General features: G+C 71.7%; 15 protein-coding genes. All 15 read right to left on the bottom strand.

What is annotated here, in order from left to right:
• Positions 1–63: 63 nt before the first annotated feature.
• Positions 64–2,601 carry a GTP pyrophosphokinase gene (relA, locus tag SCK26_RS30485; RefSeq protein WP_318204552.1) on the bottom strand — a complete coding sequence of 846 codons (2,538 nt, stop codon included), beginning with the start codon at positions 2,599–2,601 and terminating at the stop codon, positions 64–66.
• Between the two features lie 324 nt (positions 2,602–2,925).
• Entirely contained in the window at positions 2,926–3,465 is a 540-nt protein-coding gene (locus SCK26_RS30480) for an adenine phosphoribosyltransferase (RefSeq protein WP_318204551.1), read from the bottom strand.
• Complete coding sequence (gene secF / locus SCK26_RS30475) at positions 3,462–4,568, bottom strand: protein translocase subunit SecF (protein ID WP_318204550.1); 1,107 nt, start codon at positions 4,566–4,568, stop codon at positions 3,462–3,464. The genes SCK26_RS30480 and secF overlap by 4 nt, the downstream gene beginning before the upstream one ends.
• Positions 4,569–4,571: 3 nt before the next feature.
• Positions 4,572–6,356: a protein translocase subunit SecD gene (gene secD, locus SCK26_RS30470; protein WP_318204549.1), complete on the bottom strand. Its 1,785-nt coding sequence runs from the start codon at positions 6,354–6,356 to the stop codon at positions 4,572–4,574.
• A 139-nt stretch (positions 6,357–6,495) separates the two neighbouring features.
• Positions 6,496–6,972 (bottom strand): preprotein translocase subunit YajC, encoded by a 477-nt coding sequence (yajC, locus tag SCK26_RS30465; RefSeq protein ID WP_318204548.1) that lies wholly within the window; start codon positions 6,970–6,972, stop codon positions 6,496–6,498.
• Between the two features lie 177 nt (positions 6,973–7,149).
• Entirely contained in the window at positions 7,150–8,220 is a 1,071-nt protein-coding gene (gene ruvB / locus SCK26_RS30460; RefSeq protein ID WP_318204547.1) for a Holliday junction branch migration DNA helicase RuvB, read from the bottom strand.
• Positions 8,221–8,248: 28 nt separating this feature from the next.
• Positions 8,249–8,854, bottom strand: a complete 606-nt coding sequence (gene ruvA / locus SCK26_RS30455; protein ID WP_318204546.1) for a Holliday junction branch migration protein RuvA — start codon at positions 8,852–8,854, stop codon at positions 8,249–8,251.
• Positions 8,851–9,390 carry a crossover junction endodeoxyribonuclease RuvC gene (gene ruvC / locus SCK26_RS30450; protein WP_318204545.1) on the bottom strand — a complete coding sequence of 180 codons (540 nt, stop codon included), beginning with the start codon at positions 9,388–9,390 and terminating at the stop codon, positions 8,851–8,853. The genes ruvA and ruvC overlap by 4 nt, the downstream gene beginning before the upstream one ends.
• Before the next feature lie 128 nt (positions 9,391–9,518).
• On the bottom strand, positions 9,519–10,271 hold the full coding sequence (locus SCK26_RS30445) for a YebC/PmpR family DNA-binding transcriptional regulator (protein ID WP_318204544.1): 753 nt from the start codon (positions 10,269–10,271) through the stop codon (positions 9,519–9,521).
• A gap of 75 nt (positions 10,272–10,346) precedes the next feature.
• Positions 10,347–10,952: a pyridoxal 5'-phosphate synthase glutaminase subunit PdxT gene (gene pdxT, locus SCK26_RS30440; RefSeq protein WP_318204543.1), complete on the bottom strand. Its 606-nt coding sequence runs from the start codon at positions 10,950–10,952 to the stop codon at positions 10,347–10,349.
• A gap of 22 nt (positions 10,953–10,974) precedes the next feature.
• Positions 10,975–11,880, bottom strand: coding sequence for a pyridoxal 5'-phosphate synthase lyase subunit PdxS (gene pdxS, locus SCK26_RS30435; RefSeq protein ID WP_318204542.1), 906 nt, complete (start codon positions 11,878–11,880; stop codon positions 10,975–10,977).
• A gap of 114 nt (positions 11,881–11,994) precedes the next feature.
• Complete coding sequence (locus tag SCK26_RS30430; protein WP_318204541.1) at positions 11,995–12,537, bottom strand: hypothetical protein; 543 nt, start codon at positions 12,535–12,537, stop codon at positions 11,995–11,997.
• Between the two features lie 426 nt (positions 12,538–12,963).
• The gene (locus tag SCK26_RS30425) at positions 12,964–14,127 is read right to left on the bottom strand and encodes a glycosyltransferase family 4 protein (RefSeq protein ID WP_318204540.1); all 1,164 of its coding nucleotides are present in this window, start codon (positions 14,125–14,127) and stop codon (positions 12,964–12,966) included.
• Positions 14,124–15,032: a phosphatidylinositol mannoside acyltransferase gene (locus tag SCK26_RS30420; RefSeq protein WP_318204539.1), complete on the bottom strand. Its 909-nt coding sequence runs from the start codon at positions 15,030–15,032 to the stop codon at positions 14,124–14,126. The genes SCK26_RS30425 and SCK26_RS30420 overlap by 4 nt, the downstream gene beginning before the upstream one ends.
• A complete protein-coding gene (pgsA, locus tag SCK26_RS30415; protein ID WP_358693036.1) occupies positions 15,029–15,694 on the bottom strand; it encodes a phosphatidylinositol phosphate synthase in 666 nt (221 codons plus the stop codon). The genes SCK26_RS30420 and pgsA overlap by 4 nt, the downstream gene beginning before the upstream one ends.
• Positions 15,695–15,771 lie beyond the last annotated feature (77 nt).

The raw sequence follows: 15,771 nt of genomic DNA, 5'->3' as shown, positions 1-15,771 counted from the left end.
TCTCGCTGTCCGGTGCGCGGGACCGGCCGGGACCGGTGGGCGGCCGCCGGTACCGGTGCGCGGCTACGAGCGGCTGCGGCCCGAGGTCACGCGGTACACGTCGTACACGCCCTCCACGCCACGGACGGCCTTCAGGACGTGGCCCAGGTGCTTGGGGTCGCCCATCTCGAAGGTGAACCGGGAGGTGGCCACCCGGTCCCGGGAGGTCTGCACGGCCGCCGACAGGATGTTGACGTGCTGGTCGGACAGCACCCGGGTGACGTCCGACAGCAGCCGGGAGCGGTCCAGGGCCTCCACCTGGATGGCGACCAGGAAGACCGAGGACTGGGTCGGCGCCCACTCGACGTCGAGGATGCGCTCCGGCTCGCGGGACAGCGAGTCGACGTTGACGCAGTCGCTGCGGTGAACCGATACGCCGCTGCCGCGGGTGACGAAGCCGATGATCGGGTCGCCCGGCACCGGCGTACAGCAGCGGGCCAGCTTGACCCATACGTCGTCGACGCCCTTGACCACGACGCCCGGGTCGGCGCTGGAGCGCCGCTTGCGCCCGCGGCCGCGGGACGGCGGGACCGACTCGTCGATCTCCTCGGTGGCCGCCTCCTCGCCGCCGAGGGCCTGCACCAGCTTCTGCACGATGTTCTGCGCGGAGACGTGGCCCTCGCCGATCGCCGCGTACAGCGCGGAGATGTCCGAGTAGCGCATCTCGTGGGCGAGCGTGACGAGCGAGTCGCCGGTCAGGATGCGCTGGATCGGCAGGTTCTGCTTGCGCATGGCCCGCACGATGGCGTCCTTGCCCTGCTCGATCGCCTCGTCGCGGCGCTCCTTGGAGAACCAGGCGCGGATCTTGTTGCGCGCCCGCGGCGACTTGACGAAGCCGAGCCAGTCCCGGGACGGGCCGGCGCCGGTCGCCTTGGAGGTGAAGACCTCCACGAGGTCGCCGTTGTCCAGGGTGGATTCGAGCGGGACGAGGCGGCCGTTGACCCGCGCTCCTATGGTGCGGTAGCCGACCTCGGTGTGGACCGCGAACGCGAAGTCCACCGGGGTGGACCCGGCCGGCAGCGCTATGACGTCGCCCTTGGGCGTGAAGACGAAGACCTCGTTGCGGGACAGGTCGAAGCGCAGGGACTCCAGGAACTCGCCGGGGTCCTCGGTCTCCTTCTGCCAGTCCAGCAGCTGCCGCAGCCACGCCATGTCGTTGATGGCGTCCTTGTCCTTCCCGGACGCCTTCGGCACGTCGGTGCGGACCTTGGAGGCGCCGGCGACGGCCTCCTGCTTGTACTTCCAGTGCGCGGCGATGCCGTACTCGGCGCGGCGGTGCATGTCGAACGTGCGGATCTGGAGTTCGACCGGCTTGCCGTTGGGGCCGATGACCGTCGTGTGCAGCGACTGGTACATGTTGAACTTCGGCATCGCGATGTAGTCCTTGAACCGGCCGGGGACCGGGTTCCATCGCGCGTGCACCGTGCCGAGTGCGGCGTAGCAGTCGCGGACCGTGTCGACGAGGACGCGGATGCCCACCAGGTCGTAGATCTCGGCGAAGTCGCGGCCCCGCACGATCATCTTCTGGTAGACGCTGTAGTAGTGCTTCGGGCGGCCGGTGACGGTGGCCTTGATCCGGGCGGCGCGCAGGTCGGACTGGACCTCGTCGGTCACTATGGCCAGGTACTCGTCGCGCTTCGGCGCCCGCTCGGCCACCAGCCGTACGATCTCGTCGTACATCTTGGGGTAGAGGATCGCGAACGCGAGGTCCTCCAGCTCCCACTTGATGGTGTTCATGCCGAGGCGGTGGGCGAGCGGAGCGTAGATCTCCAGCGTCTCGCGCGCCTTCTTCTCCTGCTTCTCGCGCTTGAGGTAGCGCATGGTGCGCATGTTGTGCAGCCGGTCGGCGAGCTTGATGACCAGGACCCGCGGGTCCTTCGCCATGGCCACGACCATCTTGCGCACGGTCTCGGCCTGCGCGGCCTCGCCGAACTTGACCTTGTCCAGCTTGGTCACGCCGTCGACGAGCAGGGCGACGACGTCGCCGAAGTCGCGGCGCAGGTCGTCGAGGCCGTACTCGGTGTCCTCGACGGTGTCGTGCAGCAGCCCCGCCATCAGGGTGGCCGGGTCCATGCCCAGCTCGGCGAGGATGGTGGTGACGGCGAGCGGGTGCGTGATGTACGGGTCGCCGCTCTTGCGCTTCTGGCCGCGGTGCCAGCGTTCGGCGACCTGGTAGGCGCGCTCGATCTGGCGCAGCGTGGAGTTCTCGATCTTGGGGTCGTTGCTGCGCACTATCCGCAGCAGCGGCTCCAGGACCGGGTTGTAGGGGTTCGCGCGCTGCACACCGAGGCGGGCGAGGCGGGCCCGGACCCGGTTGGAGGAGCCGCTGCGAGTGGGCGGCGTGGCCGGCTGGCGCACCACCGGGGGCTGTGCGGGTCGCTCGGCCGGGGGCTGCTTGGGACGCGCGGACTCCGCGCTCTTCTCCACCGGGGCGGAGTGGGCGTGCTCGACCGTCCCGCGGGTGTCGTTCTTCACCTGGGAGGTGCTCGGCGCGGGCTTCGCCGCGGCGGCCGAGGCGGGCTCGGGCTTGGCGGCGGTCAGTGGCTGGGCCTCGTCTGGCAAGAGGGCTCCTCGTGCGCGATCCGGGTCCCCCGGTCAGGCTCCGGACACCCCATGGTAGCGATCCTGCGCCCGGTCATCGCCTTCAGGCGGCTGTGAGGACCGTGTACCCCTGCAACGCGGGAGGCTGCCACGGGATTCCGGCCGGCCGGTCGCCAGTGGCCCGCGTCCGCGCCGGCGGCGAGCGGGCGCATCGCCGCGGACCTGGGCAAACGCCCGCACAGGGGTTACGGAGCCCCGTCCGCTGAGCCGGTGCGGGCCGGTGGGACGCGGACGGCCGCACCCGGCGCGGAATCGCCGGGTGCGGCCGTCTCACCGCTCACGCGCTCAGACCCGGAGCAGCGCCTCCAGCGGAGCCCCGTCCAGCGCGGCCTCCAGCCGGGCCCGGCCGCCGAGGAAGCCCAGCTCCATCAGCACCGCGAGCGCGGACACCTCGGCGCCGGCGCGCTGGATCAGATGGATCGCCGCCTCCGCCGTGCCGCCGGTGGCCAGGACGTCGTCCACGATCAGCACGCGGTCGCCGGCGGCCAGGTCCTCGGCGTGCACCTCGATCTCCGCCGAGCCGTACTCCAGGTCGTAGGCCTGGCGCAGGGTGGCCCCGGGCAGCTTGCCCGCCTTGCGGACCGGGATGAAGCCCAGGCCGGCGCGGACGGCGACCGGGGCGCCGAGGATGAAGCCCCGGGCCTCCAGGCCGACGATCTTGGTCGCGCCGGTGTCGGTGGCGATCCGGGCCAGCGCGTCGGTGAGCGCGGTGAAGGCCGCCGGGTCGGCCAGGAGCGGGGTGATGTCCTTGAACATCACGCCCGGTTCCGGGTAGTCGGTCACATCGCGGATGCGGCTCAGCAGCAGTTCCTGGATGTCGGTCATCGGCGCTTCCCGGAGGTGCGGCCACGGCCCCGGCCCCGGGGCGCGGGCTGGTTGCGCGGACCGACGACGGCGGGGGCGCCGTCGTCGGCGTCGTCATCGCCGGCGCGGACGTCGCCGCGGTCCTCCCCCGCGGCGGCCTGGGCACGCTTGGCCAGGACCCGCTTGGTGAGGGCCTTCATCGCCGGCTCGCGCTCCTTGAGGTCGGCGACGAGCGGCGTGGCGATGAAGATCGACGAGTAGGCGCCGGCCGCGAGACCCACGAACAGCGACAGGGAGATGTCGTTGAGCGTGCCCGCGCCGAGGAAGCCGCCGCCGATGAAGAGCAGGCCGGCGACCGGCAGCAGCGCGACGACCGTGGTGTTGATGGAGCGGACCAGGGTGCCGTTGATCGACCGGTTGGCGATCTCGCTGTAGGTGAACCGGGTCTGCTTGGTGAGGTCCTTCGTCTGCTCCTTGAGGCTGTCGAAGACGACGACCGTGTCGTAGAGCGAGTAACCGAGGATGGTCAGCAGGCCGATGACCGTGCCGGGCGTGACCTCGAAGCCGACCAGGGCGTAGATACCGGTCGTGATGGTGATGTCGTGGATCAGCGCGACCAGCGCGGCGACGGCCATGCGCCACTCGAAGGCGATCGCCAGATAGACCACCACGAGGACCATGAAGATCGCCAGGCCCTCCCAGGCCTTGTTGGCGATCTGCTCGCCCCAGCTCGGGCCGACCAGGTCGGCGGCCAGCTTCTCGGGGTCGAGATCGAGGTCCTTGGCCAGCTCCTGCTTGATCCGGTCGGACTGGTCGGTGTCGATGCCGGCGATCTGGATGCGCAGGCTGCCGTTGCCCAGCTTCTGCACGATGGCCTGGTGGCCGGAGGCCTCGTTGGCGTACTCCTCCGCCTGGGCCACCGAGGCGCTCATCTTGGTGGGCGTCGTGAAGACCGCGCCGCCCTCGAACTCGATGCCCATGTTCAGGCCGCGCACCGCCAGGCCGACGATGGCCGTGATGGTGATCAGGATCGAGATGCCGTACCAGATCTTCCGCTTGCCGATGAAGTCGTAGGCGATCTCGCCGCGGTGCAGTCGAGCGCCGATGTTGCCGAGTTTCGACATCGCTCACGCCTCCTTCGGGTCGACGGGGCCGGCGGGACCGGCGGGACGGCGGGTGCGGCGCAGCGGGGGCTTGGCGCCCAGGCTCTTCGGGTCGAGACCGGACCACTTGTGGCCGTCCGCGAAGAACGGGCGGCGGGCGAGGAGCGTCATCAGCGGCTTGGTGAAGAGGAAGACGACGACCACGTCGAGCAGGGTGGTCAGGCCCAGCGTGAAGGCGAAGCCCTGCACCTTGCCGACGGTGACGATGAACAGCACGGCGGCGGCCAGGAACGACACGAAGTCGGAGACCAGGATGGTGCGCCGGGCGCGCGGCCAGGCCCGCTCCACGGCGGGGCGCAGCGTGCGGCCCTCGCGGATCTCGTCCCTTATGCGCTCGAAGTACACGATGAACGAGTCCGCGGTGATACCGATGGCGACGATGGCACCGCAGACGGCCGGCAGGTTCAGCGCGAAGCCGATGGCCGGACCGAGCAGCGACATGATCACGTACGTGAGGATCGCGGAGACCACCAGCGAGGCCATGGCCACGAGGGACAGGCCGCGGTAGTACACCACCAGGTAGATCACGACCAGGGCGAGGCCGATGGCGCCCGCGAGCAGGCCGGCGTGCAGCTGCTCGCCGCCGAGCGCGGCGGTGACGGTGGTGACGGACTGCTCCTGGAAGGACAGCGGCAGCGCGCCGTACGACAGCATGTTGGCGAGGCCCTGCGCCTCCTCCTGCTTGAAGCTGCCGGAGATCTCCGCCTGGCCGCCGGTGATGGACTGCCGCACGTACGGGCTGGAGACGACCTCGCCGTCCAGGACGATGCCGAACTCGTTCTGCGGCTGCGTCTTCTTGGCCAGTTCCTCGGTGATGTCGGCGAACTTCTTGGCCCCGCCGGAGGTGAAGGTCATCTGGACCTGCCAGCCGGAGGCGCCCTGGGTGTCGTAGACGGCCTGCGCCTTCTTCACCTCGGTGCCGTCCACGGCGGCGGGGCCGAGCAGGTACTTGTACCAGGCGCCGTCGATCTCGCCGCAGGCCACGGTGGGCTGGCCGGGCTTGATGTTCTTGCCGGCCTTGGCCCGGTCGGTGGGCTTGGTGCAGTCCAGCGCCGCGTACCGCGCCTGGAGCGCGGCGTCGGAGCCGCTGCCGGCCGGGGCCGACGGCGTGGTGGACGGCTTGGCGCTGCCGGAGGCGGAGCCGCTCGGCGAGGGGGTGGGGGCCTTCTTCAGGGCCTCGGTGACGGCGCGGCCCTGGGAGGTGGCCGAGGCCGAGGGGGAGGTGGAGCCGCCGGTCGAGGACGCCTTCTCCTTGGAGGAGGCGGACGCGGACGGGCTGCCGCTCGGCTTCGGGGAGGAGCCGGTGCCGGAGGACGCGCTCGGCGACGGGCTCTTCGCCGCGGGGCCGCTGGGCTCGCTGGCCAGGACCGGCCGGAAGTACAGCTTGGCGGTGGTGCCTACCTGCTCCTGGGCCTCCTTGGAGTTGGTGCCCTTGGGGATGTTGACGATGATGTTGTCGTTCCCCTGGGTCTGCACCTCCGCCTCGGAGACACCCAGGCCGTTGACCCGGCGGTTCATGATGTCGACCGCGGTGTCCATGTTGGCCTTGTTGATCGCGGACCCCTGGTCGGCCTTCGCCTTGAGCGTGATGCTCGTACCACCGGCGAGGTCGATGCCGAGACGCGGGGTGGTGTGCCCGGAGGCGAACATCCCTCCGGCGAGCGCCACGATGGCGATCAGGATGAGGGCCAGCGAGCGCCCTGGCTTGCTCGGGGCGCTCGCGCTTCGGCCCCTCTTAGGTGCTGCCACCTTCTCGTACTCCCTCTCGGGCCGCCCCGCGCCCGGTCGGCGCGGTCGGCCATGACATGGTGTCGGGCTCCCGTGCGGAAACAGACGCGCCGGGGCACGCGGGGCCCATCATGCCGCCGCCGCGCTTCCCGGGGTGCGGCTACTTCGCGTCGGAGTCGCCGTCGGTCTTCTTCGGCTGGTCGTCCGCCCCGGCCTCGGCGGCGTCCTTCTTACCGAGGTCGATCTTGTCGTCCGAGGCGGCGGCAGCGTCGGCGGATCCGTCGGTCTCGTCGGTCTCGGTGAGGGAGGAGGCGTCGTCCGGGACGAGGCCGGTGTCGGACTTCAGGTCGTGCTCGACGCCGTGGACGATGCGGTTGTACTCGTCGTCGGTGAGGACGGCGCCGATCGAGTTCTTGGCGAAGAGGAGGTCGACGCCCGGCCCGGCGTCGAGGAGGACCGTGTCCTCGTTGACCTCCTTGACCGTCGCGTACATCCCCCCGATCGTGCGGACTCCGGAGCCGGGCTGCATGTGGTTCCGCATGTCGGCGGCCTGCTGCTGCTTCTTCTTGGCCGAACGCGTCATCAGGAACATGGCCGCGATGAGCACGATGAACGGGAGAAGGGTATAGGCATTCACGGGACGGAATTTCCTTCGCGCGACCGCGCGGGTGAGCGGCCTGTTGGATGGGGGTGTGGTCGGCGCCGCCCGCAAGGGCGGCATCGGCGGAGTCTAAGCGAGTCCGCTCTCATGGAACAACGCTCAGCATGGCACCTGGGTTCCGGCCGGGCCATCGTCCTCGCCGCTCGGCCGCCGTCACGCCCCGAACAGGTCCTGTTGTCCGTTTCCCGCGGCCGGCGCGTGCGGCGGGGTCAGCCCGAGGTGCGCCCAGGCGGCGGGGGTGGCGACCCGGCCGCGCGGGGTGCGGGCGAGCAGGCCCTCGCGGACCAGGAACGGCTCGGCGACCTCCTCCACGGTCTCCCGCTCCTCCCCCACCGCGACGGCGAGGGTGGACAGGCCCACCGGTCCGCCGCCGAACAGCTTCAGCAAGGCCTGAAGGACGGCGCGGTCGAGCCGGTCCAGGCCGCGCGCGTCGACCTCGTAGACGGCGAGCGCGGCGGCGGCGATCTCCCGGGTGATCAGCCCGTCGGCCTTGACCTGCGCGTAGTCACGGACGCGGCGCAGCAGGCGGTTGGCGATACGGGGCGTGCCCCGGGAGCGGCCGGCGATCTCGGCGGCGCCGTCCGGCTCGATGCCCACGTCCAGCAGGCTCGCCGAGCGGTGCACCACGCGCTCCAGCTCCTGCGGGGAGTAGAACTCCATGTGCGCGGTGAAGCCGAAGCGGTCGCGCAGCGGGGGCGGCAGCAGGCCCGCGCGCGTGGTGGCGCCGACCAGGGTGAACGGCGGCAGCTCCAGCGGGATCGCGGTGGCGCCGGGGCCCTTGCCGACGATGACGTCGACGCGGAAGTCCTCCATCGCCATGTACAGCATCTCTTCGGCGGGCCGGGACATGCGGTGGATCTCGTCGAGGAAGAGCACCTCGCCCTCCTGGAGCGAGGACAGGATCGAGGCGAGGTCCCCGGCGTGCTGGATGGCGGGTCCGGAGGTGATGCGGATGGGGGCGCCCATCTCCGCCGCGATGATCATCGACAGGGTGGTCTTGCCGAGGCCGGGCGCCCCGGAGAGCAGCACATGGTCGGCGGTGGCGCCCCGCGCGCGTGCGGCGCGCAGCACCAGGTCCAGCTGTTCGCGGACCTTGTGCTGGCCGATGAACTCGCCGAGGTCCTTGGGGCGCAGGGCGGCCTCGACGGCCTGGTCCTCCCGATCGGCCGACGCACCGACGAGCCGCTCCTCGGCGGGGGTAGCGGTGGTGTCGTCCCAGTTCACGAAGTTCTCCTAGCGGGGTGGCGGGAGGTCAGCGGGCGCGGTTCAGGGTCTGCAGGGCGGCCTTCAGCAACTGGCCCACCTGCGGAGTGCCGTCCGCCGCCTCGGCCTGGGGCGCGACGGCGGCCACCGCCTCGTCGGCCTCCCGGGTGGCGTAGCCGAGGCCGATCAGGGCCGCGTGCAACTGGTCGCGCCAGCCCTGGCTGACGGGCGCGCCGACGGCCGGGGCGCCGACGGGCTCGCCGAGCCGGTCCTTCAGCTCCAGCAGCAGCTTCTGGGCGCCCTTCTTGCCGATGCCGGGGACGGCGGTGAGGGCCTTCTCGTCTCCCGTGGCGACCGCGCGGCGCAGCGCGTCCGGGGTGTGCACGGCCAGCATGGCCTGGGCGAGGCGCGGACCGACGCCGTTCGCGGTCTGCAACAGCTCGAAGACCTGGCGTTCGTCGTCGTCCGCGAAGCCGTACAGGGTGAGCGAGTCCTCGCGCACGACGAGGGAGGTGTGCAGCCGGGCGGGCCGGCCGATCCGCAGCGTCGACAGGGTGTTCGGGGTGCACTGGACGGCCATGCCGACTCCCCCGACCTCGACGACCGCGGTGTCGGGGGCGAGCGCGGCGACGGTGCCGCTGACGAAGGCGATCATGCCGTGGGGCCTTTCGTTGCGTGGACGGCGTGCCGGGCGACGGCCTGCTGGAGCCGGTTCTGGGCCGGGGCCCGCCAGATGTGGCAGATGGCGAGCGCGAGGGCGTCCGCGGCGTCGGCGGGTTTCGGGGGCGCGGCCAGCCGCAGCAGCCGGGTGACCATGGCGCCCACCTGGGCCTTCTCGGCGCGTCCGGAGCCGGTGACGGCGGCTTTGACCTCGCTCGGGGTGTGCAGGGCGACGGGGATGCCGCGCCGGGCGGCGCACAGCATGGCCACGGCGCTGGCCTGGGCGGTGCCCATGACCGTGCGCACGTTGTGCTGGCTGAAGACGCGCTCCACGGCGACGACCTCGGGCCGGTGCTCCTCCAGCCACTCCTCGATGCCCTGCTCCACGGCGAGCAGCCGGTGGCTGAGGTCGGCGTCGGCCGGGGTCCGCACGACTCCGACGCCGAGCATGGCCAGCGGGCGGCCCGCCACGCCCTCGACGACGCCGATCCCGCACCGGGTCAGGCCGGGGTCCACCCCCAGAACACGCACGCCCGCCTCCCTTCGTCACCGTCACCCGTTCGCATGTTTGTGCAGGCTATCGGGTGACACCGACAACGCCGTACAACGCGACGGGCCGACGGGGTGTGTCCCGTCGGCCCGGTCGTCAGCCTTGCGCGTTACGCGTCGACCTTCTCCATGATCTCGTCGCTCACGTCGAAGTTGGCGAAGACGTTCTGCACGTCGTCGCTGTCCTCCAGCGCGTCGATGAGCTTGAAGATCTTCTTGGCGCCCTCCTCGTCCAGCTCGACCTGCATGGTCGGGACGAAGTTGGCCTCGGCGGAGTCGTAGTCGATGCCGGCGTCCTGCAGCGCGGAGCGCACGGCGACCAGGTCGGTGGCCTCGCTGATGACCTCGAAGGTCTCACCGAGGTCGTTGACCTCCTCGGCACCGGCGTCCAGGACGGCGCCGAGGACGTCGTCCTCGGTCAGCTCGCCCTTGGGGACGATGACGACGCCCTTGCGGTTGAACAGGTACGACACCGAGCCCGGGTCGGCCATGGAGCCGCCGTTGCGGGTCATGGCGACACGGACCTCGGAGGCGGCGCGGTTGCGGTTGTCGGTGAGGCACTCGATGAGCACCGCGACACCGTTCGGGCCGTAACCCTCGTACATGATCGTCTCGTAGTCGGCGCCGCCGGCCTCCAGGCCCGCGCCGCGCTTGACCGCGGAGTCGATGTTCTTGTTCGGAACCGACGACTTCTTCGCCTTCTGGATGGCGTCGTACAGCGTCGGGTTGCCCTCGGGGTCCGCGCCGCCCATGCGTGCCGCGACCTCGATGTTCTTGATCAGCTTCGCGAAGAGCTTGCCGCGCTTGGCGTCGATCACGGCCTTCTTGTGCTTCGTCGTGGCCCATTTAGAGTGGCCGGACATCTGCCTGTCTCCTTCGCGTAACCCATCCTGTACGAACGCCCCTCGGTCGAAAGGCCGGGGGGACCCCCGGAGATCCTACAAGGACTCCGCCGCCCCGTTGGCGCGCACCATGTCGACGAACAGCGAGTGCACGCGGTGGTCGCCGGTCAGCTCCGGGTGGAAGGAGGTGGCGAGCGCGTTGCCCTGGCGGACGGCGACGATGTGGCCGTCGTGTTCGGCGAGCACCTCGGCGGCGGCCCCCACGGACTCCACCCAGGGAGCGCGGATGAAGACGCCCTCCACGGGATCGCCCGGGATGTCCTTGACGTCGACCGCGGCCTCGAACGACTCGTTCTGCCGGCCGAAGGCGTTACGGCGCACGATCATGTCGATGCCGCCGATGGTCTCCTGGCCCGAGCGCGGGTCGAGGATCTTGTCGGCGAGCAGGATCAGGCCCGCGCAGGTGCCGTAGACGGGCATGCCGTCGCGCACGCGCGCGCGCAGGGGCTCCATCACGCCGAAGAGGACGGCCAGCTTGGAGATGGTGGTGGACTCGCCGCCGGGCAGGACGAGACCGTCGACCTCGGCGAGTTCCTCGGGGCGCCGCACCGGCCTGGCCACGGCGTCCGCCGCGGCCAGGGCGATGAGGTGTTCCCGGACGTCGCCCTGGAGGGCCAGGACGCCTATGACAGGAGTGTTCATGAGTGTCTTCCGAAGAAGGGGGTCACCAGCCGCGGTTCGCGTAGCGCTCGGTCTCGGGGAGGGTGTCGCAGTTGATGCCGACCATGGCCTCGCCGAGGTTGCGGGACGCGTCCGCGATGATCTTCGGGTCGTCGTAGAAGGTGGTGGCCTTCACGATGGCGGCGGCGCGCTTGGCCGGGTCGCCGGACTTGAAGATGCCGGAGCCGACGAACACGCCCTCGGCGCCGAGCTGGCGCATCAGGGCCGCGTCGGCCGGGGTGGCCACGCCGCCGGCGGAGAACAGCACCACCGGCAGCTTGCCCAGCTCGGCGACCTCCTTGACCAGCTCGTACGGGGCGCGCAGGTCCTTGGCGGCGGCGTACAGCTCGTGGTTGTCCAGGCCGCGCAGGCGGGCGATGTCGCCCTTGATCTGGCGCAGGTGGCGGACCGCCTCGACGACGTTGCCGGTGCCGGCCTCGCCCTTGGAGCGGATCATCGCGGCGCCCTCGGCGATGCGGCGCAGGGCCTCGCCCAGGTTGGTGGCGCCGCACACGAACGGGGTGGTGAAGGACCACTTGTCGGAGTGGTTGACCTCGTCGGCCGGGGTGAGCACCTCCGACTCGTCGATGTAGTCCACGCCGAGGGACTGCAGCACCTGGGCCTCGACGAAGTGGCCGATGCGGGACTTGGCCATCACCGGGATGGAGACGGCGTCGATGATGCCCTCGATCATGTCCGGGTCGGACATACGGGCCACGCCGCCGTCCTTGCGGATGTCGGCCGGGACTCGCTCGAGGGCCATGACGGCGGCGGCGCCCGCGTCCTCGGCGATCTTCGCCTGCTCCGGCGTGACGACGTCCATGATGACGCCGCCCTTGAGCTGCTCGGCCATGCCGCGCTTCACACGGGCGGTGCCGGTCTCGGGAGCCTGGTTGTCGGTGGTGGACACGGGTGACCTCGCTGAAGTGAAAGAGGGTGACTGCACTTCCGAGGAAACGGGAACGGGCCAGGCCACAGCAAGGGCCAATGACAAGCCGGTGGATCCTTTTCGTTCACCCGCGCTTCACGAGGCGCGCTCGACGAGGGCCGCGGGCGGCTCGTCGTCCATCTCGAAGGCCAGCGGGAACGGGGCGTGGCCGGCCAGCCGGAACCAGCGGACCTTGCGGTGTTCGCGGAGTCTGCGGGCGGCTCCCACGGTGTCGTTGTGGAAGCGACGGGCCATCGGCACCCTGCGGACGGCCTCGGCCAGTTCACGGGCCGCCGCGTCGCCGCCGGGGGCCTCGCGCACGGCCTCCACCTGGGCCGCGTGCTCGAAGACCGCCCGCAGCGCCTGGCTCAGCTCGCTCTCGGCGACCTCCCGCTGCTCCTCCTCGGCCTGCCGGGCCGCGTGCGCGGCCTCGTAGAGCACGATCGAGGCGGCCGGGTCCAGCACGCCGGAGGTCGCCAGCTCCTGGGCCACCGAGGCGCGCCGCAGCAGCTGGGCGTCGAGCGCGGCCCGGGCGGCGTCCATCCGCACGTGCAGCCGGTCCAGCCGCCCGGCCGTCCAGCTGAGGTACACGCCGACGGCGACGAGCACGACGAGGATCCAGATGAGGGTTGCGGTCACGCCCGAAGGCTATCGGCCCCCGCACGGCCTCCTCCAAGCCGCCGGGGCCCGCCGAGTCCACCACCGCGTCGTCCGGACCCCCGGGCCCCGCCCCCGTCCGGTACGGCCCCAAGCCGCCCCCGAACCAGCCCCGGACCGCCCCGCCTCACCCGATTCCGACGGACCCCGGGCCAACCCCGTACGACCCGGGGCCGCCCCCGCACCATCCCGAGCCAGACCTCTTCCCGGACCCGTCCCCGACCCGCCGAGTCCACCACCGCGTCGGTCCCCCACGGACTCACGAACCCGGGCCGACCCCGTACCGCCCCGGACCGGCCCCCAGCCGGGCCCGGACCACCCCCGCACCGCCCCGGAACCGGATCGGCCCCGTACCCGCCTCGCCGTATCCGGGCCGGTATCGCGCGGCCCCCGGCGAGGTCGGTGGTGTCAGTCGCGGGCCAGGCCGAAGCGGGCGCGCAGGCCCGTGGTGCGTTCGTCCGTGGCGACCGCCGCCGCGCCCGCCGTCACCGTCTCGTAGACCGACAGGATGTCCGCGCCGACCGTCGACCAGTCGAAGCGCCGCACATGGGCGCTGCCCCGCTCGCGCAGCTCGGCCAGGCGGTCGGGGTCGCCGAGCAGGCGTACGGCGGCCTCGGCCAGCGCGTCGGCGTCCTCGTTGGCGAACACCTCGCCGGCCTCGCCCTGGTCGAGCACCTGCACGAACGCGTCCAGGTCGGAGGCGAGCACGGGCGCGCCCGCGGACATCGCCTCGACCAGGATGATGCCGAAGCTCTCCCCGCCGGTGTTGGGCGCCGCGTACAGGTCGACGCTGCGCAGCAGACGGGCCTTGTCCTGGTCGCTGATCATGCCGAGGAACTCCACGCGCGAGCGCAGCTCCTCGGGCAGGCCGGCGACGGCGGCCTCCTCGTCGCCCCGGCCGGCCACCAGCAGCCGGGTCTCCGGGCGGGCCGCCAGGATTCTCGGCAGCGCCCGCATCAGTACGGGCAGCCCCTTGCGCGGCTCGTCGATGCGGCCGATGAACCCGATCGTGCCGCCCTGCCACTCCGGCCTGGGCTCGGCCTTGGCGAAGAAGTCCACGTCGACGCCGTTGGGGATGACCACCGCGTCCCCGCCGAGGTGCTCGACCAGCGTGCGCCGGGCGTACTCGCTGACCGCGATCCGCGCGCTGATCTTCTCCAGCGCGGCCTGGAGGATCGCGTAGGCGGCGATCATCGCCCGCGAGCGCGGGTTGGAGGTGTGGAAGGTGGCCACGATCGGGCCGGACGCCGCCCAGCAGGTCAGCAGGCCGAGCGAGGGCGAGGTCGGCTCGTGGATGTGCACCACGTCGAAGGCGCCCTCGTGCAGCCAGCGCCGCACCCGCGCGGCCGACAGGAAGCCGAAGTTCAGCCGGGCCACCGAGCCGTTGTACGGCACCGGCACGGCGCGGCCGGCCGAGACGACGTACGGCGGCAGCGGGGTGTCGTCGTCGGCCGGGGCCAGCACGGAGACGTCGTGACCGAGCCGCAGGAAGTACTCGGCGAGGTCGCGGATGTGGAACTGGACGCCACCGGGCACGTCCCAGGAGTACGGGCAGACGATCCCGATTCTCACGAGGGTCCCTTCGCGGGGTCGAGGTCGGCGAGCCACAGGCGCTGGAGCATGTGCCAGTCCTCCGGATGCTCGGCGATCCCGGTGGCGAAGGCATCGGCCAGTGCCTGTGTCATGACGGACGTCTTCTCCGCCCGCGTACCTGACCCGGGTACCTCTATCGGGGGATGGACCCGGCCCTTCATGACGGGCGAGTCGTCGTACCAGAGGGTGACGGGCAGCAGCAGCGCGCCGGTCTGCTGGGCGAGCAGGGCCGGTCCGGCGGGCATACGGGCCGGCTCGCCGAAGAAGTCGACCTCCACCCCGGTGGCGGACAGGTCGCGGTCGGCGACCAGGCAGACCAGGCCGCCGTCGCGCAGCCGCCGGGCCAGGGTGCCGAAGGCGGCGCCGCCGCTGTGCGGCAGCACCTCCATGCCCAGGCCCTCGCGGTAGGCCACGAAACGGTCGTACAGCGACTCCGGCTTCAGCCGCTCGGCGACCGTCGTGAACGGCGTCTGAAGCTTGGTGGTGACCCACGCCCCGGCCAGGTCCCAGTTGGCCAGGTGCGGCAGGGCGAGGACCACGCCCCGGCCGGAGGCCAGCCCCTCGGTCAGATGGTGCAGGCCCTTGGCTTCGAAGCCGGTCCGCACGCGCTCGGCGCTCCAGGCCGGCAGGCGGAACGACTCCATCCAGTACCGCAGGTACGAGCGCATGCCCGCGCGCGACAGCTCCGCCAGCCGCTCCGGCGACGCGCCGGGCACCACGCGCGCGTAGTTCGCCTCCAGCCGCCGTACGCCCTTGCCGCGCCGCTTCCAGACGGCGTCGGCGATGGACCGGCCCAGGCGCGCGGCGACCGGCTCGGGGAGCTTCTTCACGGTGCTCCAGCCGAGGCCGTACAGCCCGTCGGCGAACCGGTCGGCGGCGCTCACCGCGCGGCCCCGCCGGCCTGCTGTCCGGCCGCCGCCTCGGCCTCCGCGGACTCGCGGCGGACGGTGACCACCCGCTGGATCAGGGTGACGAGGCTGCCCGCCGCGACGATCCACAGCGCGATCGGCAGCAGCCACTGGATGCCCGGCACACCGAACTTGTGCAGGCCCGCGAAACCGGCCGCGACCAGCGAGATCACCAGCCGCTCGGCGCGCTCGACGAGCCCGTTGACGGCGACCGGCAGCCCGATCGACTCGCCGCGCGCCTTGGTGTACGACACCACCTGCCCGCTGGCCAGGCAGAAGATCGACACCGCGCACAGCACGTTGTCGTCGCCCCGGCCCGCGTACCACAGCGCGAACCCGCCGAAGATCGCGCCGTCCGCGACCCGGTCCAGGGTGGAGTCCAGGAACGCGCCCCAGCGGCTGGAGCGGCCCAGCTGGCGGGCCATGTTGCCGTCGACCAGGTCGGAGAAGACGAACAGGGTGATCACGACCGTGCCCCAGAAGAACTCGCCCCTGGGGTAGAAGACCAGAGCCCCCGCGACCACCCCGGCGGTGCCGAGGAGCGTCACCGTGTCGGGGCTCACCCCCCGCCGGATGAGAAACGCGGCGAACGGTGTGAGGACACGCGTGAAAAATGCACGCGCGTACTTGTTCAGCATGGCCTTCCCGACGGTCGGTGACGCCGCGGCCCCTGCTGGCCGCCGGCTGGCCCATCGTAGCCACGCGTGGGCGTGGC

It is taken from the genome of Streptomyces sp. SCL15-4 (assembly GCF_033366695.1).
Taxonomy (GTDB): Bacteria; Actinomycetota; Actinomycetes; order Streptomycetales; family Streptomycetaceae; genus Streptomyces.
This window is presented reverse-complemented; position numbering and strand designations above follow the sequence as displayed.